Below are 25,033 nucleotides of genomic sequence, written 5' to 3' on the forward strand. Positions count from 1 at the left end.
AAAAAAGATTGTAACGGAAAGCCCGCCCCAGAGGGGAACGCCCATATAAATATCAAAACATAACAACATGAAAAATATCGCCGTAATTGGAGCTGGAACAATGGGAAATGGAATTGCGCATACGTTTGCTCAATTTGGATACAATGTTCAACTTATCGACATTTCGCAAGCTGCCTTAGATAGAGGGCTAGCAACCATTACTAAAAACTTAGATAGAATGGTAGCGAAAGAAAAAATTACTGAAGACGATAAAAATAATACTTTAAATAACATTACTACACATACTTCTATTAAAGAAGGTGTTCAAAACACTAGTTTAGTTGTTGAGGCAGCTACTGAAAATGTAGATTTAAAACTTAAGATTTTTAAAGATTTAGATGAAGCTTGTGCTGAAGATACTATTTTAGCTACCAACACTTCATCAATCTCAATTACTCAAATTGCAGCAGCTACCAATAGACCTGAAAAAGTAATTGGAATGCACTTTATGAATCCTGTGCCAATTATGAAGTTGGTTGAAATTATTAGAGGATACAACACTTCTGATGAAGTAATGGACTTTACAGTTGATTTAACTAAGAAAATTAACAAAGTTCCTGTTGAAGTAAATGATTACCCTGGTTTTGTTGCCAATCGTATTTTAATGCCAATGATTAACGAAAGTATTGAAACTTTATACAATGGTGTTGCTGGTGTTGCTGAAATTGATACTGTAATGAAATTAGGAATGGCACACCCAATGGGACCATTACAATTAGCTGATTTTATTGGATTAGATGTTTGTTTATCTATCTTAAACGTAATGTATGACGGATTTAAAAACCCTAAGTATGCTCCATGTCCGTTATTAGTAAACATGGTTGCAGCAGGAAAATTAGGAGTAAAATCTGGTGAAGGTTTTTATGATTATTCTGAAAGTAGAAAAGCAGAGAAAGTTGCGAAGATGTTTTCTTAAACTTTATAGATTATAACTATAAAAAAGAGGGGTTTTCATTAGAAAAACTTCTCTTTTTTTATAATTAATACTTTACCATTGTTTCATTAAACTATCAATTCCTTTTTCAATTCCTCTATAGTAGTTTTCGTTTTTAAACTCAGGAACAATTACACTATCTATTACCTTTTTGCAAATTTCATCGGTAAGCGTTTTTTCTGTTCCTAACCCTGTAGATATTCGTATTTGTCTTTCTAATTTATTAATAACAATTGTTAAACCATTATTTTTATCTTTTCTTCCTACTCCCCAATCATTAGCCAATGCTAAAGAATAATCTTCTATATTATCATACGGTTTATAACTGCTGATAGTAACGACTGCTATAACATTTGTTGATTCTTTTTCATAATCATCAATTAGTTTTTCCAATTTTTGCTCTTCATCATTTGTAAACATATCTTCATAATCATTCACATAACCTATCGGAAAAGGAAACTTACTCTCTACAACTTCTTTTGACTTATTAAAAAAGACTACTTCTTTTTGGTTCTCTGTATTTTTACATGAAAACACTATGATTATTAAAAGCAGTATTACTATAATTACTTTTTCTTTCATCTTTCTTAATCTAACACGAAGTATCAGCGATGATTTTCCATTCGCCTTGTATCTTCTTGAAGACAATCATAAAAACACCGTTAGCGTCTCCTGCGTTTCTTTTTAAGTGATATTCTCCCATAACCGAATAAGCTCCATCTGTAATTTTAGAAATATCATTAATCTTAAAAGTTAACGTTCCTGAGTGTCCTTTTGTTGGATACCCTTTTTTATAGTTATCTAAGGTTTTTTGCCAACCAAAAGTTATTCCGTTACGTCCGTAAAACTTTAATGAATCACTCTTCCAATACCCTTGCATAAAACCTTCTAAATCGTGATTAGACCAAGCTTCTTCTTGTGCTTTCATTACGGATAAAATCTCTTGCTTTTCTGTTTCTTCTGAGACAGTTTGAGTTGCTTCTTGTTTACACGAAACAAATAGTATAAGTAAAAAAATGACAGTTAATAACTTCTTCATCTTAAAATAATGAGTTTATAATTTCTTTTACAGTAACTCCTTCAGCTTCTGCTTTATAATTCTTTACAATTCTATGTGATAAAATAGGAATAGTTACTGCTTGAACATCTTCAATATCTGGTGAGTATTTTCCGTGTACAGCTGCATGTGCTTTTGCTGCTAAGATTAAATTTTGTGAAGCTCTAGGTCCTGCTCCCCAATCGATATATTTTTTGATTAACTCGGTTGCTTTATCTGAATTAGGACGTGTTTTACCTACCAATTTAACTGCATATTCAACTACGTTATCTGCTACAGGAATTTTACGAATTAGCTTTTGAATAGCTATAATTTCGTCTGAGGAAAAAATAGCATTTACTTTTTGATTAATTATTGAAGTAGTATTTTTTACTACTTGCACTTCTTCTTCAAAACTTGGATACTCTAAGTTTATTGAAAACATAAAACGGTCTAACTGAGCTTCTGGTAACGGGTATGTTCCTTCTTGCTCAATAGGGTTTTGCGTAGCTAGTACAAAAAAAGGCAATTCTAATTTATAATGGTGTCCAGCAATAGTTACCGACTTTTCTTGCATTGCTTCTAACAAGGCTGCCTGTGTTTTAGGTGGTGTACGGTTAATTTCATCCGCTAAAATAATATTCGAAAAAATTGGTCCTTTTATAAATTTAAAATGACGTGTTTCATCTAATATTTCACTACCTAAAATATCGGAAGGCATTAAATCTGGAGTAAACTGAATTCTATTAAAGTTAAGTCCTAATGCACTAGAAATTGTGTTTACTAATAAGGTCTTTGCCAACCCAGGCACTCCAATTAACAACGAATGTCCTCCACAAAAAACTGAAAGTAGTGTATAGTTTACAGCTTCTTGTTGTCCTATAATTACTTTTCCTATTTCTTGTTGTAGTTGGCTGTACTTTTCTACCAATGTGTTTACTGCTGTTACGTCAGACATAAATTAAAGTTTTTCTTTATTCAATAAATTTAATTACAAACTTTTATAAAATGAAATTCCCGCTCTCGCGGGAATGACAATATACTAAATTTATTATTTCTTATTTGTTTTCTTTTTTCCAATCTTTCTTAAAAGTACACTTCTTATAATCGTTGCTTAATTTTAAGTAAGTTTCTTGGATTTTTTCTTTCGTCCATTTTGTAATTTCTTCTTCTTTTTTCTTAGCTAAAGCAAATTGTTGCATTCTTACATAGTCTTGAACTAAATCTGCTTTGTGTGTATCTGTTTTCTCTTTTAATAAGATTACTTTGTACATCTTTTCGCCTTCACGAGTTTCATCATAGTAGATATCAGATAAATCACCTTTTTTTAATTCGCTAATTCTTGCGAATAAGTCTGGTGGCATTCTTGTTAACTCAAAAGTAGGTTCTTGGGTATAAGGATTCATAATTATACCTGCACTATTTTTTGTTTCTTCATCTTCAGAATACTTTTTTACAGCTTCTTCAAAAGTTATCTTTCCTTCTTTTATATCAGCTACTATTTTTTCTATTTGCTCTTTAGTTTCATTTAATTTTTTATCAGAAACCTCAGGTTGCATTAAAATATGAGATACTTCACGTTGATTCCCTTTTATTTTATGTAATTGAAGTATATGATAACCAAAAGCAGATTTAATTGGCTCTGAAATTTGATCAACATCTAATGAAAATGCCGTTTCTTTAAATTCTTTAATAAATGGGCTATCTTTTGTTATCACATATTTCCCTTCATTCTGAGCTACTCCTGGATCTTCTGAGTTAATAATTGCTTTTAACTTAAAACTAGCACCGTTTTCAACCTCTTTTTTAATTTCTTTTAATTTGTTAATAACACGCTCTTCCTCTTCTTTAGTTGGTTCTGCTTTAATTACTAGTTGTTGTAATTGAACTTCTGCAGGTATTTCAGGTAATTCTTTTTTATCTTCTAAACCTTTAAAATAGATACGAATCTCTTCTGGAGTAACATCTATATTTTCTGTGATTTTTTGTTGCTCTTTTTCTATTAATAGATTTTCTTTTTGAACCCTTCCTAGCTCCTTCTTTAAATCTTCAATATCATTAAAACCATAAGCTTCAACTACTTTTTCCTCACTTCCATATTCTTGTGAAAAGAAAGCAATACTCCTATCTACCCTACTATCTATTTCTGATTGTGATACTGTAGCACTATCAATCACTGCATGATGAGCTAATAATTTTTGCTGCATTAATTCTTCTAACATTTCACAGTCAGAAATCTTTACCTTACCCTCACTTCTTAATTCTACCTCTTGCTTAAACTTATCTATATCAGAATCTAAAACAATGTTTTTACCTACCACAACAGCAACACCATCTACTTTTGTACCTTGTGCATAAATTGTTGTTAAGCTTACTAAAAACAACGTAAATACTATACTAATATTCTTTAAAGTTCTTGTTTTCAATTGCATCATTTATCAGCGTTTTTTCAATATCTCGTATTAATTCTAATTTTCTTTTATGTAAAATAATTTGTTTTATTCTAGGACTTACATAGCTTAATGGAGCCGTAGCATTTTGTGGTAACATATTTTTTACAGCGACCAAATATACTCCTAAACTATCTTCTTTTTGTATGAATTTTGATATTTTTAACAAGTTTTCTTTTGTTTCATTACGAAAAGGCGGAATTTTTTTCTTTAAATAATCAAAAGTTACCCAAGTTGAATCTTGTAATCGATATGATTTAAAGTTTAACAAGTGCCTTTCTAAATCTTCTTTGTCTTCTTCTTTTTCTGATTTAAACTGCTTTATTGTCTCTTTTTTATCCAAATAATTTTTACCAAAATGTACATACTCAAACTGTACAAGTTCTTCACTTACCTTAAAGTTATCTTTGTTTTCGTTATAATACATGGCTATCTCTTCCTCAGTAACAACAGTATCTAGTTGTTGTTTAATCAAACGCTCTTTATAGCCGTTAATATATAAACTTTTTTTATAATCATTAACTAGGCTTTGTATCTCTTCACTATTTACTTCTGATATATTCTCTTCAGCCTTTACATACAATAATTCTTGTTTTGCCCACGAGTTAATTAGCCCTTTTACTATAACTAAACTATCTTTAGGTGAAAGGTTTTTAGGCAACAACCCTGCAATATCTTTTTTATACAAGTGTTTATTGTATACTGTAGCTATTGGTCTTTCATTTGTAGCCTTTTTTGTTTTTAGGCTTACAAAATCGCATGAAACTATTACTAATAATGATGTTATTAAAAAAATATTTTTTCTCACTTTATACTATTTATTAATGCCCCCTTTTCTTACTCTAACCATACTGTTATTTCGTAGCTTTTTAACCCATTTTTTTCTCTAGTTAGTCTTGATAATTACTTATTCTCTTATTTTATCAAGTTCTTTGCCATATTTTTAGTTTTAAAAAAAAGTTGTAACCATAGTCTTTGATTTCTGTATATTTTTTCAACAAGTTATACAAAGTCTTTTTGAGTAAACTTTCTAAGAATCATTTATACAAAATAATTCTGATTCTTTTTTAACACAAAAATGTTACAACGTAAAAAATGGAAAATATAAGAGTATTTTCTTTACACTATAAATTTACAAAGAAATAATTCCTTTTATTGCCTCTGCTTTTTTATAGTACGAAATAACTTCATCTGAACTTTTTACGGTAATATGTATTGATACACTTACATACTTTCCTGTTTTAGATTTTTTTGTATTAATAACTGCTCCTCCATCATTAAATAAATCTTGGACTTCTTTCACCTGGTTACCATCAGTGGGAACAATAAATTTATATAAATACTTAGCTGGAAAGGTTGTAGTATCTTCTAACTGTGATTTTAATTTTGCGTAAAAAGCTTCTCTATCTTGCATAACTCAAAAATTACTGTTTTTATTAAAATTCATCAAAAAATATAGAATATATAATGATGAAGCACAAAATTACACTATTTATTATATTTATAACTTGAAACTTTTATTTTTGCCCCATGCAACAAAAAATAGTTTTAATAGGTGGTCCAGGTACGGGTAAATCCTCTATTTTAAGAGAATTTATTAAACGAGGGTATCAATGTATGCCAGAGATTTCAAGAGAGGTTACAGTAAAAGCTCAAAAAGATGGGGTTGACCAACTTTTCTTAGAGCAACCTTTATTATTTAGCCAACTATTATTAGAAGGGAGAGAACAACAGTACTTAGAAGCTCATCAAAGCGATGCAGAAGTCATCTTTTTTGACAGAGGAATTCCTGATGTACATGCGTATATGAATTATTTAGGATCTGACTACCCAGAGGTTTTTATTGAAAAAAGTAATAAATATTTATACAGTAAAGTATTTATGTGTTCACCTTGGGAAGCCATTTATAAATCTGATAACGAGCGTTATGAAACTTTCGAACAATCAGTAAAAATAGATACCTTTTTAAAGGAAGCTTATGAAGAAGTAGGCTATAATATTATTAACGTTCCTTTTGGTTCGGTACAAGAGCGCTGTGATTTTATTTTACATTCGTTAAAATACGATGTATGATAAATCGTTAGAAATATTAAAACATTATTGGGGCTATAATTCATTTAGAAAGCCTCAACAAGAAATAATTACTGAAGTTTTAGCAGGAAATAATATTGTTGCTTTACTTCCTACAGGCGGTGGAAAATCTATCTGCTTTCAAATTCCTGCATTAGTTAAAGAAGGTGTTTGCATTGTAGTTTCTCCATTAATTGCTTTGATGCAAGACCAAGTTTCTAATCTTACTAATAAAGGTATAAAAGCTACTTTAATACCTTCTGGAAGTACACAAGATGAGATAATTACATTATTTGATAATATCCGATTTGGAAACACTAAGTTTTTATATATTTCTCCTGAACGATTACAATCTCGTTTTATTCAAAAAAAAATAAAGCAATTAAATGTAAACTTAATTGCCATTGATGAAGCACACTGTATTTCTGAATGGGGACATGATTTCCGTCCATCTTACCAAAAAATTACCATTTTAAAAGAGTTACAACCAACTGTTCCAATAATTGCTTTAACAGCTACGGCAACTCAAAAAGTAATTTCAGATATTATTTCTTCTCTTGAATTAGAAGAACCTTCCGTTTTCAAAAAATCTTTTTTTAGAACGAATTTAGCCTACCAAATTTTTAAAACTGAAGATAAACTTGGTAAACTCAATCAGATTTTCACCAAAACAAAAGCTCCTACTATTGTATATGTAAATACTCGTAGTAAAACAAAGGAAATTAGTAGCTACTTAAATGCACAAGGTTTTAAAAGTTCTTTGTATCATGGTGGTCTTTCTTCTATAGAAAAAAAACTTGCTTTTGAAAGTTGGATGTCAGAGAAAACTCCAATTATTGTTGCTACCAACGCTTTTGGTATGGGAATTGACAAACCCAATGTTCGGGTAGTTGTTCATCTTAACTTACCATCTTCTATAGAGAATTATATCCAAGAAGCGGGTCGTGGCGGGCGTGACGGAATAAAGTCTTTTTCTGTAGTATTAACAAATAGTAGTGATATTTCTTTAAGCAGTGAATTACTCGAAAAATCATTACCAACCATTGAAGAAATAAAAATTGTTCATCAAAAACTATATCAACACTTTCAAATCGTTAAAGGAGAGTTTATAGAAACTGCTTTCGATTTTAATTTTTTAGACTTTTGTAGTAAGTACAATTTTATTCCTAACAAAACATTTAATACACTTCAAATACTTAACAATAATGGAATAATAGAGCTAAATCATAATTTTCAACAAAACTCTACTATTCAATTTTTAGTTTCAAGTAAACAAGTCATATTACATGCTAATCAAAACTCTCAAGTAAAAAACTTTATTCAGCAAGTTTTGCGTATGTATGGTGGGGTATTTGAAAACCCTGTGAAAATTGATGAGTTCTATATTGCTAAAAAACTAGGAACGACTTCTTGGTTTGTAATTGACACTTTGGAAAAATTAGCTCAAAAAGAATTGATTACTTATTCCAAAGCAACAAACAATGCAGAGCTTTTCTTTTTACATCCCAGAGAAGATAATAAAACTATCAACCGAATTGCTGTAAACATTCAACAATATATCAAACAGAAAAAACAAAAGAATAGAGATTTACTTAGGTTTATAGAAAACAATTCAGTTTGTAGAAGTGTACAGCTCCTCTCCTATTTTGGTGAGCATCACACTAATAATTGTGATATTTGTGATGTATGTTTACATAAAAAGAAAGTACCTACTGTAACTCTAAAAGAAGTTTTTTCATTATTCAGAAACGAAAAAAGCTTTACAGTTACTGAAATCTGCTCACTATTAAATGAAAAAGAAGCGAACATTTTAATACTTTTGCGAGAACTTCTTGCTGAAGAGAAAATACACACAAAAAACAATAAATACTTTTTAAAATAAATGAGAGATTTACGCATCGTTTTTATGGGAACTCCTGATTTTGCTGCTACTATTTTACAGCACTTAGTGGAGAATGATTATAATGTAGTAGGAGTTATCACCGCTGCAGACAAACCTGCTGGTAGAGGTCGTAAGCTTAATCAATCTGCAGTAAAGAAATATGCTTTATCTCAAAACTTGCCTATCCTTCAACCTAAAAATTTAAAAAGCGAGGGGTTTCAAGAAGACTTAAAAAAATGGAATGCCAACTTACAGGTTGTGGTAGCTTTTAGAATGTTACCAAAATCAGTTTGGGCAATGCCAAAATATGGTACATTTAATTTACATGCTTCATTATTACCAGAATATCGTGGTGCTGCACCTATTAACTGGGCAATTATAAATGGCGAAGCCAAAACAGGTGTTACTACTTTCTTTATTGATGATAAAATTGATACTGGTGAAATTATACTTCAAAGTGAGGTAATAATTAAAGAAGATGAAGTTGTTGGCGAGTTACACGATAGATTAATGTACTTAGGAGCTAAATTAGTTGCTAAAACCTTAGACTTAATAACAAAGGGTGATGTTACAACTACTAAACAACCTGAACTAGAAGAAAAATCTGCTCCAAAATTATTTCCGCATAACTGTAAAATAGATTGGTCTAAACCTTTAGGTGATATTTATAATCATATTCGCGGGTTAAACCCATATCCTGCGGCTTGGACAACCATTTTAAATGGAGATGAAGAAATATCAGCCAAAATATATGGAGTTAGTAAAGAGTTTTCTTCACATAGCTTTGATATTGGTACTGTTATTACCTCTAAAAAAGAGTTAAAAATTGCTGTTACAAATGGTTACTTAAATATCCATCAAATTAAAATTTCTGGCAAAAAATTAATGGATACTCAAAGTTTATTGAATGGTTATCAGTTTAAAAAAGAAGCAAAAGTGCTGTAGCCCTTTGTTTACAAGGTTTTAACCTTTTTAACAAAAACCAGATAGTGGTTATTAACAATTCATAGCAACTTATTAACAAAAGAGTATTTTTTTTGAGTCAAATCTTGCACAATCCCGCATTCCGTCTATATTTGTTGAGCTATTGAAGCAAAAAAAACATTAATTAATTTTAAAATCTATTTAAATTATGAACAAATCAGATTTAATCGATGCGATGGCTGCTGATGCAGGAATTTCAAAAGCTGCTGCAAAAGCTGCATTAGACTCTTTAACTGCTAACGTAACTAACACTTTAAAAAAAGGTGATAAAGTTGCTTTAGTTGGATGGGGAACTTGGTCTGTTTCTAAGAGAGCTGCTAGAACTGGTAGAAACCCTCAAACAGGAAAAGAAATTCAAATTGCTGCTAAAAATGTAGTTAAGTTTAAAGCTGGTGCTGGTTTAAGCGATTCAGTAAACTAATATTTTCCACGAAACATATTAAAGGTAGCATTTAGGTAATTAAATGCTACCTTTTTTTATATAAGTGTCACAAAAAACAAATATAGGTTGTCTATTATATAGAACTTAAAACCATTTAAAATGAAAAATATAGTTACTATTATTGGACTTTTGTTTTGCTTTTCAACTGCTTTTTCGCAAAAAACTATAAGTGCATTAGATATTATGAAAGACCTTAAAAACGGAAAAGCAATAGAGATTTCAAACGCAACTATTAAAGGTGTATTAGACTTTACTTTTATGAACGAAGCCTTACCTAAATTACCTAAAAGAAAACGTTGGTGGAATAATGGAGGGTCTAATACTATTGAAAAACAAATTACCAATAAAGTTTCTTTTGTAAACTGTGTTTTTGATGATGATGTACTTGCCTACATTCCTCATGAAAAAAGTGGATATACTTTTGTTGCTAACTTTGAAGATGTAGTTGTATTTAAAGACTGTACTTTTGAACAAAAAGCCATGTTCAAGTATTCTGATTTTGAAAAAGATTCTAATTTTTCTAACACTAAATTCAAAGGAGATTCTACCTTCAAATATGCGAAGTTTAATAGAGATATTACTTTTGAAAATACTTCTTTTGTAGAACCTGCTACCTTTAAATATGCAGACTTTAACCGTTTTGTTAGTTTTAAAAACGCTGTTTTTAATGAAAGTGCTATTTTCAAATATACAGAATTTAAAGATGGTGTGTCATTTAGAAATGTGAGATTTGAAGAAGATTTAAATATTAAATACACCAAAGTATCAGGTGAATTTGATATTACTGGTATGGAAGTAGTCTTTGATATTGATTCAAAATACACCAAAATAAACGGAAAAAGTTTTAATAAACATTTATTAAAGAAATAAAAGTTGTTTAAGTTTTACACATAAAAAAACCACGCAAATGCGTGGTTTTTAAAATATATCTTATATAAAAAACTACTTACCTTCCTCAGCAGCTTTTTTAGCTTCTCTCTTTAATTTCATATTTTCCCAAATAGTTCCACCAATCCAGTAAGGAACTACAAATGTTAATAAGAAAATTAACAACCAAAATCCAGCTGTAAAAATAAACATGAATAATACCAATCCTGAAAATTCTGAAAAATCTAACATTTGTTTCTTATTAATAATTGTTATGCGACAAAATTATAACTATTTTTCTTTTCCTCCAATAAAATCTGATAAAAATCACTATTAAAAACTATTAGAATTTGTAATTTTGAACATCAATAATTTTTAGCCTTTTAAATCATTTATAATGACAAAATACAGAATCGAAAAAGATACGATGGGACAAGTAGAAGTTCCTGCTGATAAATATTGGGGAGCACAAACCGAGCGTTCTCGTAACAACTTTAAAATTGGTCCTGCTGCCTCTATGCCTTTAGAAGTAGTACACGGATTTGCATACTTAAAAAAAGCTGCTGCTTATACTAACGCAGAGTTAGGTGTTTTAGCTACTAAAAAACGTGATTTAATCGCACAAGTATGTGATGAAATTTTAGCAGGAAAGCACGACAACCAATTCCCCTTAGTAATCTGGCAAACAGGTTCTGGTACACAGTCAAACATGAATGTAAATGAGGTAATTGCGAACCGTGCACACGAAATTGCAGGAAATGTAATTGGTGAAGGAGATAAAACCATTCAACCAAATGACGATGTAAATAAATCGCAATCGTCTAACGATACTTTTCCTACAGGAATGCATATTGCTGCGTACAAAAAGATTGTAGAAGTAACCATTCCTGGAGTTGAACAATTACGCGATACGTTACAAGCTAAATCAGAAGCATTTAAGGATGTAGTTAAAATCGGTCGTACACACTTAATGGATGCTACTCCCCTAACCTTAGGACAAGAATTTTCTGGGTATGTAGCACAATTAAACTTCGGATTAAAAGCCTTAAAAAATACCTTAGCACATTTAGCACAATTAGCTTTAGGAGGAACTGCCGTAGGTACTGGATTAAACACTCCAGCTGGTTACGATATATTAGTTGCTAAATATATCGCTGAGTTTACAGGGTTACCATTTGTAACTGCTGAAAATAAATTTGAAGCTTTGGCTTCACACGATGCCTTAGTTGAAACACACGGAGCCTTAAAGCAATTAGCTGTTTCGTTAAATAAAATCGCCAACGATATTCGTTTAATGGCATCAGGGCCACGTTCAGGAATTGGAGAAATCATCATTCCTGCAAATGAACCAGGGTCATCTATTATGCCAGGAAAAGTAAACCCAACACAAGCAGAAGCGATTACCATGGTATGTGCACAGGTAATGGGTAACGATGTTGCGGTAACTGTTGGTGGTACTCAAGGTCACTACGAATTAAACGTTTTTAAACCTATGATGGCAGCTAACGTATTACAATCGGCTCAATTAATTGGGGATGCTTGTGTATCGTTTGATGTAAACTGCGCTGCTGGTATTGAACCAAATCAAACAAGAATCACTGAGTTATTAAACAACTCATTAATGTTAGTTACTGCCTTAAATACTAAGATTGGATATTACAAAGCTGCTGAAATTGCTAATACAGCACACGCTAACGGAACTACTTTAAAAGAAGAAGCGGTACGTTTAGGGTATGTAACTCCTGAACAATACGACGAATGGGTAAAACCAGAAGATATGACAGGAAGTTTAAAGTAATTACTTCTTTCACATAAACATAAAAAACCACAACAAAATGTTGTGGTTTTTTTATTACATATTGTATTGTCTTATTCTAAAATAATGCTACCCTAAAAGAAAAGACTAAGCATCTTGCATAGTATCGCAAATAACAATTTCTCTTAACAACACAGATTGTGGTAACTCATATGCAAACTTTATAGTCTTAGCAACATCTTTAGCAGTAATATTAACAGCTCCTACACTCTCTTTCCACTCGTTATATCCTTTAATTATTGTATCATCCGTAGTATGCTCGAGCAATTCTGTTTTAACCGCACCAGGTTCAATTGTTATTACTCGAACGTTAAAGGGAGATAACTCTAATCTCGCTGTTTGTGTTAACCCACGAACACCAAACTTACTAGCACAATATGCTGCATGATTTTCAAAAGCTTGATAACCTGCCATAGATGACAAATTTATTATAGTTCCACCTTTACGAGCCTTCATACTTGGTATTACCGTTTGCATACCATGCATCACTCCCATTACATTAACATCTAACATTTTTTGCCATTCATTGGCATTTTGTGTTTCAATGGATCCTAATAACATAACCCCTGCATTATTTATTAATAAATCAGTTTCTCCATAAACAGCTTCAGCCGATCTTATTGCTTTTTCTAATCCTGTTTTATCAGTTACATCAACTTTTTTACACAAGGTATTAGGTAAGTTTAAAGCCTCCATCTTTTCTACCCTTCTTGCTAATAATAAAAGAGGGTATCCGTCTTCTGCAAACATTTTAGCCATTTCTAATCCAAAACCAGAACTAGCTCCAGTAATAACTACTAATTTTTTATCTTCCATAAATCATTACTTTGTTATAATTATTTTTTATACTAATTTTAATTCAACTTTACTACTAGCTAACTATTTTATTAGCTTTTACAAAGGTACATTTCAAAAAAAACTACTCAAAATACTATTTTTGTATCTTAATCATAATTTATAATTATAATGGAAGAGCGTTTATTAAAGTTTTTTATTGCTGTATATGAAGAAAAAAACCTTACACGTGCGGCCGATAAATGTTTTGTTTCTCAACCTAATATTTCTAATGGAATAAAATTATTTGAGAGTAAAATGAATTGTACTTTATTTAAAAGACATCAACGAGGTGTTGAGCCTACAAACGAAGCACACTACCTATACCCCATAGCTAAAAGAATTTTAAATGAATTAAATGATTTACCTAACATATTTACAAAAAGTGCATTTAAAAATGAGGTTAAAATTGGTATTGCAGATAGTTTACCACAAGAATACAAACTACAATTTATAAAAAAGGTTAATGAATTAAATAGTAATGTATTTTGGACAGTAAATCATTGTAATGAAAATAATGAGATTAATTTATTAGTTAAAGAATGGAAGAAAGAAGAAGATTTGTTTTTACCTCTATGGCAAGAAGATTATTTATTATGTATTCCTAATGGACATAAATTATTAGCCAAAAACGAAATTGATTTGGTAGTAGATTTAAAAGATGAAAACTTTATTCATTGTCCACCTTGTGAAGCTCATAAGCAATGTATTTCTATCTTAAATTTTGCTAATAAAACTATTAATACTGTAGGCAATTGTAGTACAAAAACTGAAACTTTAACTTTATTAATGGCGGGCTTAGGTTTAACTTTTTTACCTGAGTATTTTATTGATGGTTGGTATGGTTTTGAAACTAGGCCGTATAAAGGACCTCGTTATTATAGAGAAGTGGGTTTAGCTTACTCTAGGCACAGTTTACAAAACCCTGCTATAGCAAAAACCATTAATTATTTTTCAAAAAACAAACTTAAGGCAAATAAATTTAACAACTTCGGCTATTATTTTAAACCGTAATTCTTTTTCCCTCAAACCATTTCTCTATAAGTTTTATTTATAAACTAACAATTTTCTACATTATAAAGTATAAGCATACATATAATACTTTAGTTTTTAAATGATGCTTTATTTTTTAATGTTGGTCGATGATTAACTAAGTATTAGCGAACAAAAAATTATTAAAATAAGCTTAAAAAATAAAAAACCACAACAAAATGTTGTGGTTTTTTATGTAACGAACTTTTTAAAAAATTATATCTCTTGATATGTATATGTTTTAGCTATTTTTTTTATTCTTTCAGAAGTAACAATTCCTTTTTGAACTTCATAATCTTCAGCGGTTTTTCTTGGTATATGAATTGCCCCGTTAGATAACTTTACAGTATATCCAAAATATTCATTTATAAAATGCTCTTTATACGAACCAATATTCTTATCTATTAAACTTGCTTGTTTAGTAATACCTATTACTCCTTTTTTATTATTTTCTGTCTTTATCATACTAATTTATTTAAATTTTTAATAGTTTCTTTTTACAATTATTTGTGTTTTAAAAACACATACATCACGATAATACACCATTACGCTTACACGTAGTGTATTCTTAGTTATATTAGTTCAATCAAAAAATTAAAAGAAATATAGTAAGGATTACTTTTGCTTTTTCAAAGTTTGAAGGTACGGATAACTAATAGCACTACAAAAAAATATCCTTATAATATAAAAAAGATTTCTATCCTTCATCGTTGTATTAAGCTATCAACTACTATTGTTTCTAATAATAGTGAATCTTTATAAGGATCCTCTCAAATCAAAATACCTCCAATTAATACCCAAAAACTAAACGCTTAAGAATTTCTTAAAGTCAACTCTAGCTTATATTCCTTATTTTTAAGGATATAATATCAAACTTAAACTAACCAAAAATGACAAACCCCTCACAAAAAAAATCTTCATCATGCTGGAACTGCGATGGAGATATTACCCAAGTTACACAACGTTTAAAAGAAATGTTTGTTGAAATGGGACAAAAAACTCGTATTGAAAACGGACAACAACCTGCAGAAAGGGCAGTATTTAGAAAACAACACGGTATTGCCTACGGTCGTTTTGTTGTAAACAAAGATATTGAAGAAAAATTCAAAATCGGAATTTTTACTGGTGATGCTTACGAGTGTGCCGTTCGCTTTTCAAGCGATACAGGACCAACTTCTCCCGATTTACATTCAACCTTAGGGGTCGGCTTAAAACTCTTTGGTGTAGAAGGCCCTAAACTATTGGGAGATGGAACGAATGCTGATTTTATATTTCAAAACATCGACCGTTTTTTTGCACGTGATGCACAACAAATGTGTAGCTTTACCACAGCTGGTGTTATTGACCGTGATTACGACTCATACATAGCAAAACACCCTGAATTAGCTAGTATTTTAAAAGCAATGACCAAAGAAGAAGCTAGTGTATTAAGCGCTAGTTATTGGGCTATTCTTCCTTTTAAGTTAGGCGATTCTCAAACTGTAAAATATCGTTTAGTTCCTGAAGACACTTATAAAGGAACTCCTTTTAACGATAATAATTATTTAGGTATCGATTTACAACAACGGTTGTTAACCAAAGAAGCTACCTTCCGTTTCGAAATACAATTGCGTACCAACGATGCTACTATGCCTTTAGATGATGCACAGGTAGTTTGGAGCACAGAAGAAAGTCCGTATATATGTATTGCAAAATTACATTTACCTCAACAAGATGTGGCTAGTATTGGGCAAGCAGAGTTTGGAAGCAACTTAGCTTTCAATATTTGGAGAACCTTACCTCAACATGAGCCCTTAGGTTCTATTGCACAAGCAAGAAAAGTAGTGTATGCGGCAAGTGCTGAAGCACGACATCAAGCCAACGGACAGCAATTACAAGATCCCAAAGAAATCAATCCACAGTTTGAAGGTAACACCGATGAAAATAGTGACTGTATCGTAAAAGCAGGTATCTACCCTCCTATTGGCGTGATGCGTGTAGGAAATAGTGAAAACGAATATTTTATTGGTCCGTTGGTTGACAATCCTGAACCACAAATCGATCCGTATGCCTATCGCGATAAAACAGGTGCCTTAAAAAGACAAGCAGCACAGTTTAGAGTTTACGGATTCAATGCTGCAGGAAAAGCGGTGAAAGAATTAACCTCTGAAAATGCAAAAATTACGTGGCATAGCCATTTAGCCAATCAAAAATCGTCTTGGTATCAGTTCAATATTGCCTTAGATATTCCTGAAGCTGCTGACGTGCCTCCTTCTATGTTACGAAATATTGATGTAAAAGATCGTAATTCATTATTAATTGACGGAGGCGCAAAATCTATTACCGGTACCAATGTTAAAGAAGGACCTTTCTTTGAAGGTGAATTTCTTTCAAAAAAAGTGTACTTAGGTGAAATGCGTACCGATGAAAAAGGACGTTTAGTGATGTTAGGCGGACATGGGAAATCGGAAAACATCAACGGTGATATTGCCATTACGTTTGCAAATAACGAAGGTTGGTACGATGATATTTCGGACGGTCCTGTTACTGCGGAAGTTGAATACGAAGGAACAAAATTAAAAGTAGATCCAGCCTGGGTTATTTGTGCTCCACCAGATTATGCACCTATGCAAAAATCGGTACGTACAATGTGGGATTTAATGCGTGATGTAGCCGTAAAGTCTAAAATGTTGGTGCGTCCTACCAGACCATCGTTTACCAAAGACATATTACCAATTTTCCAACGTATGACCGATTTACAATGGGTAAATGCAGGTTTTGCAGGAGCTTTTGGTTTTGGAGGTCAGTTTGATTATACCACTAACGAATGGATAAAGCGATTAGGAAATCCGTCGCCTGCCTATATGGAAATGCGAAGAACTATTTCTAACAACTTCCGTCGTTTTGATGTGTCAGGAGCAGAAGCTCCTCAACTATGGCCTTGGTTATATGGTGATGCCATTAGCATTCCTGCTACAGGTTCTGTACGTCAACACGCTACCTTATCAGATTTACAATTAGAGTTTTTAGATCAATGGGTACAAGGTGACTTTGATGCAGATTATGTAGATATGACCGGATGCCCACACACACCTAAACCACCAACAATAGATGAACTTCCTGTTGCTGAACAGCCTGATATGTTAACCAAAGCTGCTATGGAATTCTGTTTAGCTGATGCTTTTCACCCTGGCTGTGAAATGACCTGGCCTATGCGTTCTTCTGGTATGTACATGGCTCCATTTAGAATTAAACATGCACCTAAAACACCGCCTGTTAATACTACATATTATGGTCCGATGATGAATAACGATATATTACCATTAGCAAAAGGTCCTATTTTAGGCGGACAAGTAGCTGGGAGTATTACGCGTTGGATGGCAATTCCTTGGCAAACAGATACAGCAAGTTGTAGAGATGGATACACTAGTGAATACGATCCATATTTACCAACGTTTTGGCCTGCTAGAGTGCCGAATAACGTTTTAAATGAAGAACGTTATAAAGAGACAGTAGATCCTAATTTATCAGAAGAAACCCGTATTCAGGCCTTTAATTTCCGTTCCGATTGGCTAGATAATCTTCCGTTAGACGGTGAAGCACCTACCTATACAAATCAAATTAATAGCATGATTAAGTATTTTGATAAGTTAGCCGTGGTACAAAAGCGTCCAGGGGTTGCACACGATCCTAATTTCCCTAAAGAAATGCAAGTGGGTATTACTCCTACTCCAGAACAAGAAGCAGCACTATTAAAAACTACCATACAAGATTTACAAGGTGTTTTAACTGCTAAACATACATTAAAGAAAGGAGTTCAAAATACAATAGATGCAGCCGTAGACAAACTATCACACGATAATTTATTAAACGAGCAATATATATTGGAAGATGCTCAACGTAGTTTATTAACGTTGACTGAAGATGAACTAGCAGAAGGTTTTAAAGCAACACCAAATGTTATTAAAACCATACATTTAATTGCTTCTAAGTTACACCATATGAAACAGTCTGATTCACACCAAGAAACTACTCCAAAAAGAGTTGAAGTTGGTATTCCTGAGAAAATGACACGTTTTTCAAGGTATACTCCTAAATAATATAAATGTTGAAAGAATATAATAGTACTACTGACATACTAATTATAGGTGGTGGCATTGCAGGTTGCATTGCCGCCATTTCTTTAGTTAATCATTATAATGTTACTCTACTGGATAAACTGGTTGAACCTGTTGATAGAATTGGAGAATCATTAGCTCCTTCTGCACAACGGATTTTAAAAGAGCTGAATCTATTAGAAAACGAATCGGATTCTATAAAACAAACCATATTCCGTAATAATTTAGGAATGCAATCTTACTGGGGAAGTAATCAACTTCAAATTATTGATCATTTGAGAAACCCCGATGGTTTTTCAAGAAGTTTAGATAGAAAGAACTTTGAAGTTTACTTAAGAAAGAGTGCTTCTGAAAGAGGGGTTAACTGTATCTGGGGAACACGATTTTCTAGTAGTTCTTATGAAGATAACCACTGGAAAGTAATAACAAAGTCTGATGATTTAAAAAACAGAATTACACATACCACTCATGCTAAGTTTGTAGTTGATGCCACTGGTAGACAATCACATTTTACCAAAAGCTTAGATATAAAGCGTACACGATATGATAAATTAATCTCTTGTTGGATGAGCTTGCCTAACACACAAGAAAATACCATGAGTACCATTGTTGCTAATGAATTAGGTTGGTGGTATAGTGCTATAGTTCCTAACAACAAAAGAGTCATAGCTTTTCAAACAGATGCTGATTTAGTAGATAGAAATACGTTTAAACATCTAGATTCTTTTTTAGCTTTTACCAAACAACACGAACTCTTTGCTTCTTTGGTTGAAGGTAACGAAGCAAGTATTAACTTCCATGGTACGGTAAGTGCCAATTCTACTCGTTTAGAACAGGTAACTGGTAAACAATGGGTTGCTTTGGGCGATGCTGCTATGAGTTTTGATCCACTTTCTTCTCAGGGAATGTTTAACGCTATGGCGAATGCTATGCAGCTTCAAAAGTTACTTATAAATATTGACTTTATTAAGGATTTACATCCTGATAAGATGGAACAATTCAATATATTATATAGTCAACAAATACAACAAGTTTGGAATCATTACCTAAAGCATAAAAACTTTTTTTATAGTACTGAAACTCGATGGAAAGAAGCTTCTTTTTGGAAAAGGCGCAGTATTAGCTGATAATTTTAGGTACTTATATTTATGAGATTTAACTATGTTGAACCTCATTCATGATAGTTAGAAAAATATTTTAAAGCTCCTAACATACAACTATAAAATTTCTCTGTCCTCGCCTTCTTTGAAATGACGGTTTACGATTGTAAATTTGTTACTCCTTTTAAAAAGATTCCTCTCTATCGTTCGGAATGACTGTGATTTTGAGTAAAACATGCCAACAACTAACAAAAATAAAACCTCCCCAGTAACTAAATAGACTGGAGAGGCTTTTTGTAAAGTCAATCTTAAAAACTTTACTTTAAGCTGTTTTTCATAAAGTCTTCTACTTCTTGCTTTGCTTTTAAAGCTTCTACTTGATTAAATGTTTTTCCTTCTCCTCTTAATAAGTATGCGTTAAATATGTGACTTATATACAATGGCGATTTCTTATCTGTTGAAAAGTTTACAGCGTTATGACAACTAAAACAGTTTGCTAGGTTTGATGCATTAATGTCTTTTAAGCTACTTTTAAAAGTTTGTGTATATGTTTCCATAGTAACATTAGCACAGTTTACCGATCCTCTTGCTACTGAAGTACTGTCTGGTGTTGCATTTCCTATGTTTCCTCCTAAATTATTTATTGTAGCAGTTTGCTCTTCAGGTGTCAATCCATCTGTATCAATCCAAAGAGAACCGTTGTAGAAATAGTTTTTCCATACATCAGTTAAATTCTCTTTTACACAAAGATTAAGATTCTCTATGTTATTAAAGTTTATAGGTTCTTCTTGGCTTGTGTTCATAAAGTTCCCTACGCTATCTCTTGGAACTCCATACTTAAATAAATCATACGCTTTGTATGGTAACTTCACACTATCATTACTCCATGTAATTCCATCAATTCCAGTAGTACTAATTTTTTCAAAAAGTAATTTATCAGTAGCAGAGGTTGCTTTGTTTTCTTTCCAGTTATAGTTTGGTGCTAAATCGTCATGTTCAAACGTAGCCCAAATAAATTCTGGATGATTCTCTACAATTCCTACAACATGCATTCCTAACAGTGCTACCTTTGTATTAGTATATGTTGTTCCGTCTGTACTCAACGCCGCTACCGTTGTATAGTAGTTATCAATTTCTTCTTCAGCAATAGCCGTAACAGGTGTCCATGATACTTTTAACTCTAAAGAACCTACAGGAAAAGATGCTTGATTATCTTGACTCAAAGTTCCGTTAACTATAGAATCTCTATACTTTCTTGATGCCTCTCTCATGGTAGAACTTATGTGAATTGAATAAAATACTGTTTCTGATACTCCTTCTTTGTTATACTCAGGATTTGTTTTTAATATTCCTCCTGAACCTGCTTGGGCTGTATCTTCTAATACTACAGCAGCTCCTTGTTTGGGAACTACATCTTGCATATGCGATGTTACTTGGTGCATTTTCTTAGGGTTTAAAAATAACGGTAACATTTCTCCTACATACAGAGGAACTTCTTTTCCTTCTTGTTTTACTACTAATTTTTCTATTTGATATTCTGGTTTGGTAAGCCATAAAAACTTTTGCCAAGACCATTGGTGAAAAATTGCATTGGTTGTGCTCGATACATCAAACGGACTTCCTTTTCCTTCAGCAGGGGCTGGGGTTTGTGTGTGAGGAAACCAATCACTTTCACATAAACTTTCGGTTGCTGTTTTGTTGTAAGCTACTTTTGCTACTTGCTCTACAGCATCATTTCCTTTTTTCTCCTTTTTACAAGAATAAAAAAACACAACACTCATTACTAGCATTGTATTTAAAATAAGTTTGGTTGTTAATTTCATGATTGATTAGTTTTTGATAATAGTTACAAATTAGAGAATATTTTACTAGCCTATTAAAAAAGATGTCATAACCCCATAAATTACAGTTATAAAAAGCTGTTTTTTGATACCAAGTGTAAGTAATCTTTATATTTCTACTTTAAAAAATATTTTATTTAGTAACTTGAACCAAAGAAAAGACTTAGTTTTGTAACCCTTTTTTATAAAAATTAAACAATGAATACACACGAAGAATATATGAGTGAAGCTGTAAAAGCAGCTTTAAAAGGAATGCAAAACAATGAAGGAGGACCTTTTGGGTGCATTGTAGTAAAGGATGGAGAAATTATTGGCCGAGGAAATAACAAAGTTACCTCTACTAACGACCCAACAGCTCACGCAGAAGTAACTGCTATTCGTGATGCTTGTAAAAATATAGGTTCTTTTCAGTTAGACGGTTGTGTGGTGTATACCTCTTGCGAACCATGCCCTATGTGTTTAGGTGCTATTTATTGGGCGCGTCCTGATAAAGTTTTTTACGGTAGCAACCAACAAGATGCTGCTGATATTGGTTTTGATGACGAGTTTATTTACAAAGAAATTCCACTGCCTTACGAAAAAAGAAGTATTCCGTTTGAACAAATAGGACGCGATATTGCGCTAGAACCTTTCCAGAAATGGTCTGAGAAAGAAGATAAAGTTGAGTATTAGAGTAAATAACCTCGAGATATTATACCCTTTGGCGGTGCCAATAAAGTTCCCTTTGTAGTTTTTACAAAGGGTTTCTTTTTTATTACACTTAAGAATCTAATACTTTTTTAGCCTCTTCATATTCTTCTTTGGTGATTTCACCTTTTGCAAAACGTCTTTTAAGTATTTCTAATGGAGATTCTTTTTTTGTTACTTGGAATAAAGAACTGTAAAACAAGAAAAAGAATACTCCTATTACTATCCAAACAATCCACCATACAAAGTGCATTCCCCAAAAATGTCCGTCGTGATAATGCATAACTATTTAGTTTTTATATTAAAACAACACTAAATTACGGAATTACACATCTGAATTTCAACTAAATACAGTTTTAAATATAAGTTTTGCAACATGTCTTTTTCTTTTCAGTCTTTAATATAAAATTAAAAAGATTTATATGAAACTACTTACACTATTATTATCGTTATGTATTTATTCAACATCCTTTAGCCAAAGAACAAAAGACTTAAAGACTTTTAAACACCATTCTATAGTAACAAATAAAGACACCATTAACTATCATACATACGTTAAAAAAGATATTGAATCTACAAATGTTCTTCTCTTATATATTCAAGGATCAAAAGCAATGTCACTATATCAAACAATGAAAGAAAATGGAAAAACGTATGTTGGAACAACATTGCCTCTTGATTTTAACCTTTTACCTGATAATTATCTATTTATTGTAATATCTAAAAAAGGCTTTCCTTTCTTAACAAAAATGGATGAGGAGTTTCCTGTTCCTAAATCATATTATGAAAACCAAACATTAGCGTATCGAACTCATCAAGCTAACCAAGTAATTAACAGTATAACTAAAAAGTATCCAAATAAATTCAAAAAAGTTATTGCTCTCGGACACTCTGAAGGGAGCGATGTTGTTGCCAAATTAGGAACCGTGAATACTAGTATAACTCATTTTGGGTATTTGTCTGGTGGAGGTAACACTCAGTTTATTGACTTTATTACATTTACTAGAAAGAAATTAGCTAAAGGGTTAATTAGTGAAAAAGAAGCACAAAGAGAGATTAGTTCAATATTAGAAGATTTTAAAAAAATAATGGCAAACCCTAATGCTACCGATAAATATTGGGCAGGTAAAAACAATAGTTATAAAAGATGGAGTTCTTTTTCTAAGCCACCAATTAACAATTTATTAAAAATTTCAAAGCCTCTATTTGTAGCTATTGGAACAAAAGACCAGGCTGTAGCTCCTGAATCCGCTTACCTAATTCCAATAGAGTTTATTAGGAAACAGAAAAACAATTTAACATTCAAGGCTTATTCAGGTTTAGACCATAGTTTTGGAAAAGAACTAGAGAATGGAAAATATGAAAAGTATTGGAACGTTGTTTTTAAAGATTTTTTGAACTGGGTAAATCAATAATAAAAGAATATAAAACAGCTTTAAAACCTAGTATATTTTATTTTAACCTATACTAACAAAGAGCTTATAAAAAGCTTACCTTTTGTGGGTGATAAGTTTTCAGCTTTCGGGTTAAGAATAATAGCTTATCCAAAATAAAAAAAGAATAATATACTAGCAACAGCTTAAATGAAAAATCCACTAATTACATCAATTTCAAAATATATTAAGTTAACTTCTGAGGAAGAAAATATAATTAAAAGTTTTTGGACTGAAAAAACTCTTAAAAAAGGAGAATCTCTTTTAAGAAATGGTGATGTGTGTAGAACAGATAATTTTGTAATTAATGGAACTCTTAAAGCCTTTTATATAAATTCTGAAACTGGTGCTGAAGAAGTTTTATATTTTGCCATAGAAAATTGGTGGGCTACAGATATTGATAGCTTTCAAAAGCAACAACCTTCTATTTACAATATTCAAGCAATAGAAAAAACCAACTTGTTACAAATACGCTATGACTCTTTTCAGGAAATGCTAAAGCAAGTACCTAAATTAGAACGCTTTTTTAGAATTATACTCGAAAATTATCTTGGTAGCCTACAAAGAAGAATTATTCACAACAATGTGCATGATGCTGAACAACGGTATCTTGATTTTATAAAAGACTACCCCAAAATAGCAGAGAAAGTTCCTCAATACTTAATTGCTTCGTACTTAGGTGTAACTCCTGAGTTTTTAAGTAGAGTTCGTAAAAAACACAAGCCATCTTAAACTAGGTCAATATTTTTTACTTTTTCTACAACGAACTTTGCCATATCATGTAAACTATATTAAGATATGAACAAAGTACTTATTATTAATGCTAGTGTAAGAAATGAAAAATCGCACAGTAGGCAATTAACTCAACTCTTTGTGAAAAATTGGCAACAAAAGCATCCTAACGATACATTTTCATACCGAGAGGTTGGATTAAAAGAAATACCTCACATCAACGAAAAATGGATTGCTAGTGCGTTTATTAAGCCTGAAGACAGAACAGCTGAAAATCAATTAGGAGTTAACTTGAGCGATAAGCTAATTAAAGAGTTTAAAGAACACAATGTATATGTTCTTGGAACACCTATGTACAATTGGTCTATACCTAGCGGATTAAAAGCTTACATAGATCAACTTATGAGAATTAATGAAACATGGAAGTTCCGCTCAGGAACACCCGATGGTGATTATGTTGGCTTACTAAAAAACAAAAAAATGTTTATCCTATCAAGCCGAGGTGATACTGGCTATGGTGAAAATGAAAAAAACGAGCACATGAACTTCCAAACTACCTATTTAAAGTTTGTTTTTGGAATTATGGGGATTAAAGATGTTTCCATAATTTCTTTAGATAATGAGGAGTTTGGAGGGGCTATTTTTGAAAACTCTAAAAAGAAGATATATCAAGAAATTGAAGCTATTTAACCTACCATCAAAATGTTGTTTATTATGAATGTAAACAGCATTTTTTAATGCCTTCTTTACATAACAC

The 25,033-nt window shown here is 31.7% G+C and carries 25 protein-coding genes; 14 read left to right on the plus strand and 11 right to left on the minus strand.

Features of this window, described 5'->3' with window-relative positions:
- Positions 1-67: 67 nt before the first annotated feature.
- Complete coding sequence (locus Q4517_RS06080; protein WP_099216090.1) at positions 68-955, plus strand: 3-hydroxybutyryl-CoA dehydrogenase; 888 nt, start codon at positions 68-70, stop codon at positions 953-955.
- Positions 956-1,027: 72 nt separating this feature from the next.
- On the opposite strand, the gene Q4517_RS06085 is transcribed toward Q4517_RS06080, so the two are convergent.
- The 6 genes from Q4517_RS06085 to Q4517_RS06110 form a co-directional block, all read right to left on the minus strand.
- The gene (locus tag Q4517_RS06085; RefSeq protein WP_303507403.1) at positions 1,028-1,555 is read right to left on the minus strand and encodes a YgcG family protein; all 528 of its coding nucleotides are present in this window, start codon (positions 1,553-1,555) and stop codon (positions 1,028-1,030) included.
- A 10-nt stretch (positions 1,556-1,565) separates the two neighbouring features.
- Complete coding sequence (locus Q4517_RS06090) at positions 1,566-2,012, minus strand: nuclear transport factor 2 family protein (RefSeq protein WP_303507405.1); 447 nt, start codon at positions 2,010-2,012, stop codon at positions 1,566-1,568.
- A gap of 1 nt (position 2,013) precedes the next feature.
- Entirely contained in the window at positions 2,014-2,967 is a 954-nt protein-coding gene (locus tag Q4517_RS06095) for a MoxR family ATPase (protein ID WP_303507408.1), read from the minus strand.
- Between the two features lie 100 nt (positions 2,968-3,067).
- On the minus strand, positions 3,068-4,444 hold the full coding sequence (locus tag Q4517_RS06100; RefSeq protein WP_245939450.1) for a peptidylprolyl isomerase: 1,377 nt from the start codon (positions 4,442-4,444) through the stop codon (positions 3,068-3,070).
- Positions 4,407-5,267 (minus strand): hypothetical protein, encoded by an 861-nt coding sequence (locus Q4517_RS06105; RefSeq protein ID WP_303507415.1) that lies wholly within the window; start codon positions 5,265-5,267, stop codon positions 4,407-4,409. Before Q4517_RS06105 ends, Q4517_RS06100 begins: the two co-directional genes overlap by 38 nt.
- Before the next feature lie 324 nt (positions 5,268-5,591).
- Complete coding sequence (locus tag Q4517_RS06110; protein WP_303507417.1) at positions 5,592-5,873, minus strand: DUF493 family protein; 282 nt, start codon at positions 5,871-5,873, stop codon at positions 5,592-5,594.
- A gap of 116 nt (positions 5,874-5,989) precedes the next feature.
- Between Q4517_RS06110 and Q4517_RS06115 the strand changes: the two genes are divergently transcribed.
- From Q4517_RS06115 to Q4517_RS06135, 5 genes are all read left to right on the plus strand, one after another.
- On the plus strand, positions 5,990-6,532 hold the full coding sequence (locus Q4517_RS06115) for an ATP-binding protein (RefSeq protein ID WP_303507419.1): 543 nt from the start codon (positions 5,990-5,992) through the stop codon (positions 6,530-6,532).
- A complete protein-coding gene (locus Q4517_RS06120) occupies positions 6,525-8,411 on the plus strand; it encodes an ATP-dependent DNA helicase RecQ (RefSeq protein WP_303507421.1) in 1,887 nt (628 codons plus the stop codon). Before Q4517_RS06115 ends, Q4517_RS06120 begins: the two co-directional genes overlap by 8 nt.
- Entirely contained in the window at positions 8,412-9,356 is a 945-nt protein-coding gene (gene fmt, locus Q4517_RS06125; protein WP_303507423.1) for a methionyl-tRNA formyltransferase, read from the plus strand.
- A 187-nt stretch (positions 9,357-9,543) separates the two neighbouring features.
- A complete protein-coding gene (locus tag Q4517_RS06130) occupies positions 9,544-9,816 on the plus strand; it encodes an HU family DNA-binding protein (protein ID WP_115900777.1) in 273 nt (90 codons plus the stop codon).
- Between the two features lie 120 nt (positions 9,817-9,936).
- Complete coding sequence (locus Q4517_RS06135) at positions 9,937-10,707, plus strand: pentapeptide repeat-containing protein (RefSeq protein ID WP_303507429.1); 771 nt, start codon at positions 9,937-9,939, stop codon at positions 10,705-10,707.
- Between the two features lie 72 nt (positions 10,708-10,779).
- Here the strand turns inward: Q4517_RS06135 and Q4517_RS06140 are convergent, their stop codons facing one another.
- Complete coding sequence (locus Q4517_RS06140) at positions 10,780-10,956, minus strand: hypothetical protein (RefSeq protein WP_164505156.1); 177 nt, start codon at positions 10,954-10,956, stop codon at positions 10,780-10,782.
- A 145-nt stretch (positions 10,957-11,101) separates the two neighbouring features.
- Between Q4517_RS06140 and fumC the strand changes: the two genes are divergently transcribed.
- Positions 11,102-12,502 (plus strand): class II fumarate hydratase, encoded by a 1,401-nt coding sequence (fumC, locus tag Q4517_RS06145; protein WP_303507442.1) that lies wholly within the window; start codon positions 11,102-11,104, stop codon positions 12,500-12,502.
- 105 nt (positions 12,503-12,607) lie between these two features.
- Here the strand turns inward: fumC and Q4517_RS06150 are convergent, their stop codons facing one another.
- Entirely contained in the window at positions 12,608-13,336 is a 729-nt protein-coding gene (locus tag Q4517_RS06150; RefSeq protein WP_303507444.1) for an SDR family oxidoreductase, read from the minus strand.
- Positions 13,337-13,486: 150 nt separating this feature from the next.
- Between Q4517_RS06150 and Q4517_RS06155 the strand changes: the two genes are divergently transcribed.
- On the plus strand, positions 13,487-14,368 hold the full coding sequence (locus tag Q4517_RS06155) for a LysR family transcriptional regulator (protein ID WP_303507447.1): 882 nt from the start codon (positions 13,487-13,489) through the stop codon (positions 14,366-14,368).
- 234 nt (positions 14,369-14,602) lie between these two features.
- Here Q4517_RS06155 and Q4517_RS06160 read toward each other — a convergent pair whose 3' ends face one another.
- Complete coding sequence (locus Q4517_RS06160; RefSeq protein ID WP_303507449.1) at positions 14,603-14,851, minus strand: hypothetical protein; 249 nt, start codon at positions 14,849-14,851, stop codon at positions 14,603-14,605.
- 425 nt (positions 14,852-15,276) lie between these two features.
- On the opposite strand from Q4517_RS06160, the gene Q4517_RS06165 reads away from it, so the two are divergent.
- Both Q4517_RS06165 and Q4517_RS06170 read left to right on the plus strand, forming a co-directional pair.
- Complete coding sequence (locus tag Q4517_RS06165) at positions 15,277-18,465, plus strand: LodA/GoxA family CTQ-dependent oxidase (RefSeq protein WP_303507451.1); 3,189 nt, start codon at positions 15,277-15,279, stop codon at positions 18,463-18,465.
- A 5-nt stretch (positions 18,466-18,470) separates the two neighbouring features.
- Entirely contained in the window at positions 18,471-19,610 is a 1,140-nt protein-coding gene (locus tag Q4517_RS06170; protein WP_303507453.1) for an NAD(P)/FAD-dependent oxidoreductase, read from the plus strand.
- A 290-nt stretch (positions 19,611-19,900) separates the two neighbouring features.
- Here Q4517_RS06170 and Q4517_RS06175 read toward each other — a convergent pair whose 3' ends face one another.
- Positions 19,901-21,406, minus strand: coding sequence for a hypothetical protein (locus Q4517_RS06175; RefSeq protein WP_303507455.1), 1,506 nt, complete (start codon positions 21,404-21,406; stop codon positions 19,901-19,903).
- Between the two features lie 216 nt (positions 21,407-21,622).
- On the opposite strand from Q4517_RS06175, the gene Q4517_RS06180 reads away from it, so the two are divergent.
- Positions 21,623-22,096, plus strand: a complete 474-nt coding sequence (locus tag Q4517_RS06180; RefSeq protein WP_303507457.1) for a nucleoside deaminase — start codon at positions 21,623-21,625, stop codon at positions 22,094-22,096.
- Positions 22,097-22,184: 88 nt separating this feature from the next.
- On the opposite strand, the gene Q4517_RS06185 is transcribed toward Q4517_RS06180, so the two are convergent.
- The gene (locus Q4517_RS06185) at positions 22,185-22,394 is read right to left on the minus strand and encodes an SHOCT domain-containing protein (protein ID WP_099214217.1); all 210 of its coding nucleotides are present in this window, start codon (positions 22,392-22,394) and stop codon (positions 22,185-22,187) included.
- Positions 22,395-22,533: 139 nt separating this feature from the next.
- Here Q4517_RS06185 and Q4517_RS06190 point away from each other — a divergent pair, with 139 nt between their 5' ends.
- The 3 genes from Q4517_RS06190 (at position 22,534) to Q4517_RS06200 (ending at position 24,966) form a co-directional block, all read left to right on the plus strand.
- Positions 22,534-23,526, plus strand: a complete 993-nt coding sequence (locus tag Q4517_RS06190) for a dienelactone hydrolase family protein (protein ID WP_303507464.1) — start codon at positions 22,534-22,536, stop codon at positions 23,524-23,526.
- Between the two features lie 168 nt (positions 23,527-23,694).
- Positions 23,695-24,276: a Crp/Fnr family transcriptional regulator gene (locus Q4517_RS06195; protein ID WP_303507466.1), complete on the plus strand. Its 582-nt coding sequence runs from the start codon at positions 23,695-23,697 to the stop codon at positions 24,274-24,276.
- Positions 24,277-24,342: 66 nt separating this feature from the next.
- Complete coding sequence (locus Q4517_RS06200; RefSeq protein WP_303507468.1) at positions 24,343-24,966, plus strand: FMN-dependent NADH-azoreductase; 624 nt, start codon at positions 24,343-24,345, stop codon at positions 24,964-24,966.
- Positions 24,967-25,033: the final 67 nt, after the last annotated feature.

This window comes from Tenacibaculum sp. 1_MG-2023 (assembly GCF_030547425.1).
In the GTDB taxonomy this organism is placed as follows: domain Bacteria; phylum Bacteroidota; class Bacteroidia; order Flavobacteriales; family Flavobacteriaceae; genus Polaribacter.

Coding starts and splice junctions, on each gene's coding strand:
- Q4517_RS06080 (WP_099216090.1), top strand. CDS start 68: ATGAAAAATATCGCCGTAATTGGAGCTGGAACAATGGGAAATGGAATT.
- Q4517_RS06085 (WP_303507403.1), bottom strand. CDS start 1,555: ATGAAAGAAAAAGTAATTATAGTAATACTGCTTTTAATAATCATAGTG.
- Q4517_RS06090 (WP_303507405.1), bottom strand. CDS start 2,012: ATGAAGAAGTTATTAACTGTCATTTTTTTACTTATACTATTTGTTTCG.
- Q4517_RS06095 (WP_303507408.1), bottom strand. CDS start 2,967: ATGTCTGACGTAACAGCAGTAAACACATTGGTAGAAAAGTACAGCCAA.
- Q4517_RS06100 (WP_245939450.1), bottom strand. CDS start 4,444: ATGATGCAATTGAAAACAAGAACTTTAAAGAATATTAGTATAGTATTT.
- Q4517_RS06110 (WP_303507417.1), bottom strand. CDS start 5,873: ATGCAAGATAGAGAAGCTTTTTACGCAAAATTAAAATCACAGTTAGAA.
- Q4517_RS06115 (WP_303507419.1), top strand. CDS start 5,990: ATGCAACAAAAAATAGTTTTAATAGGTGGTCCAGGTACGGGTAAATCC.
- Q4517_RS06120 (WP_303507421.1), top strand. CDS start 6,525: ATGTATGATAAATCGTTAGAAATATTAAAACATTATTGGGGCTATAAT.
- fmt (WP_303507423.1), top strand. CDS start 8,412: ATGAGAGATTTACGCATCGTTTTTATGGGAACTCCTGATTTTGCTGCT.
- Q4517_RS06130 (WP_115900777.1), top strand. CDS start 9,544: ATGAACAAATCAGATTTAATCGATGCGATGGCTGCTGATGCAGGAATT.
- Q4517_RS06135 (WP_303507429.1), top strand. CDS start 9,937: ATGAAAAATATAGTTACTATTATTGGACTTTTGTTTTGCTTTTCAACT.
- Q4517_RS06140 (WP_164505156.1), bottom strand. CDS start 10,956: ATGTTAGATTTTTCAGAATTTTCAGGATTGGTATTATTCATGTTTATT.
- fumC (WP_303507442.1), top strand. CDS start 11,102: ATGACAAAATACAGAATCGAAAAAGATACGATGGGACAAGTAGAAGTT.
- Q4517_RS06150 (WP_303507444.1), bottom strand. CDS start 13,336: ATGGAAGATAAAAAATTAGTAGTTATTACTGGAGCTAGTTCTGGTTTT.
- Q4517_RS06155 (WP_303507447.1), top strand. CDS start 13,487: ATGGAAGAGCGTTTATTAAAGTTTTTTATTGCTGTATATGAAGAAAAA.
- Q4517_RS06160 (WP_303507449.1), bottom strand. CDS start 14,851: ATGATAAAGACAGAAAATAATAAAAAAGGAGTAATAGGTATTACTAAA.
- Q4517_RS06165 (WP_303507451.1), top strand. CDS start 15,277: ATGACAAACCCCTCACAAAAAAAATCTTCATCATGCTGGAACTGCGAT.
- Q4517_RS06170 (WP_303507453.1), top strand. CDS start 18,471: ATGTTGAAAGAATATAATAGTACTACTGACATACTAATTATAGGTGGT.
- Q4517_RS06175 (WP_303507455.1), bottom strand. CDS start 21,406: ATGAAATTAACAACCAAACTTATTTTAAATACAATGCTAGTAATGAGT.
- Q4517_RS06180 (WP_303507457.1), top strand. CDS start 21,623: ATGAATACACACGAAGAATATATGAGTGAAGCTGTAAAAGCAGCTTTA.
- Q4517_RS06185 (WP_099214217.1), bottom strand. CDS start 22,394: ATGCATTATCACGACGGACATTTTTGGGGAATGCACTTTGTATGGTGG.
- Q4517_RS06190 (WP_303507464.1), top strand. CDS start 22,534: ATGAAACTACTTACACTATTATTATCGTTATGTATTTATTCAACATCC.
- Q4517_RS06195 (WP_303507466.1), top strand. CDS start 23,695: ATGAAAAATCCACTAATTACATCAATTTCAAAATATATTAAGTTAACT.
- Q4517_RS06200 (WP_303507468.1), top strand. CDS start 24,343: ATGAACAAAGTACTTATTATTAATGCTAGTGTAAGAAATGAAAAATCG.